The organism is Bacillus sp. LR--39 (genome assembly GCF_053613335.1).
In genome coordinates this window covers 1-1,375 of sequence record NZ_JBSIOT010000166.1, presented here as the reverse complement: position 1 = coordinate 1,375, position 1,375 = coordinate 1, and the positions used below count along the sequence as shown (strand labels likewise).

The window sequence follows — 1,375 nt, the reverse complement described above, 5'->3', positions numbered from 1 at the left end:
TATGATCAGCTTCATCCTGCTTTTGTTTCCTGTATTTTGGATCAGTATCGCGGATTCTCTGTTTGATTTAATCGCAGGCGGCTTTTTCTTAGGGATCGGGGGAGCGGTGTTTTCCATTGGGGTGACCTCCCTCCCGAAATATTATCCGAAAGAAAAGCACGGTGTCGTCAATGGGATTTACGGTGCAGGAAATATCGGGACAGCCGTTACGACATTTGCAGCGCCGGTTATCGCTCAAGCCGTCGGGTGGAAATCAACCGTGCAGATGTATTTGGTTTTGCTAGCTGTCTTTGCCTTACTGCACGTTTTGTTTGGCGACAGGCATGAGAAGAAGGTCAAAGTTTCTGTTAAGACTCAAATCAAAGCCGTTTACCGAAATCATGTGCTATGGTTTCTGAGCCTGTTTTATTTTATTACGTTCGGTGCCTTTGTCGCCTTCACTATCTATCTGCCGAACTTTCTGGTGGAGCATTTTGGGCTGAATCCTGCAGATGCCGGCTTGCGGACGGCTGGCTTTATTGCGGTTTCTACGCTGCTCAGGCCTGCGGGCGGATTCCTGGCTGATAAAATGAGCCCGCTCCGCATCTTGATGTTTGTTTTTGCCGGGCTTACATTATCAGGCATTATCCTATCGTTCTCGCCGACAATCGGCCTTTATACGTTTGGATCATTAACTGTGGCCGTCTGCTCAGGCATAGGAAACGGGACTGTTTTTAAACTGGTGCCTTTCTATTTTTCGAAGCAAGCGGGGATTGCCAATGGGATTGTGTCTGCCATGGGCGGATTAGGCGGCTTTTTTCCTCCGCTCATATTGGCGAGTGTGTTTCAGGCAACAGGCCAGTACGCGATCGGGTTTATGGCGCTTTCAGAGGTGGCGTTAGCCAGCTTTGTCCTTGTCATATGGATGTATTGGCAGGAAAGAATGAAAACACACACGGAGAGAAACAGCCAGAGCATCAACTAACACTGGGGCATTCACAAGATTGTTAGTTTTTTCTCGATGGGTACAAATCAATTCACGTTACAATAAACACACAACGTGACTTTCTTCGAGGTGAGCTCATGAATTTTCTCTCTGTTCGACCATCTGATAGTGATCTTATATCCAGCGATCTGCATGAATTGCTGGAATCGATCAGCACGAAAAGAAAAATGGAAAAACACACGTATTTGTTTCGGGAAGGAATGGATGCAGAAGAGCTTTATCTGATTCAATCAGGACTCATTGAAATCGGCAAGCTGACATCTGATGGAAAAGACCTGACGCTTAGAATCTGCCAAAAGCATGATATCGTCGGAGAATTAACACTTTTCACTGAAGAACCAAGGTATATGCTCAGTGCAAAAGTGCTAGAGGATGGCGAGGTGCTCGTCA

1 protein-coding gene and 1 pseudogene are annotated in these 1,375 nt (G+C 46.4%); both read left to right on the top strand.

The window, feature by feature from the left end; genetic code table 11:
• The coding region (gene narK, locus ACWHAR_RS21430) for a nitrate transporter NarK (RefSeq protein ID WP_452087763.1) at positions 1 to 964 on the top strand (964 nt) is incomplete at its 5' end.
• A gap of 98 nt (positions 965 to 1,062) precedes the next feature.
• Positions 1,063 to 1,375 (top strand): annotated as a pseudogene (gene fnr / locus ACWHAR_RS21425) (fumarate/nitrate reduction transcriptional regulator Fnr); the annotation flags it as partial.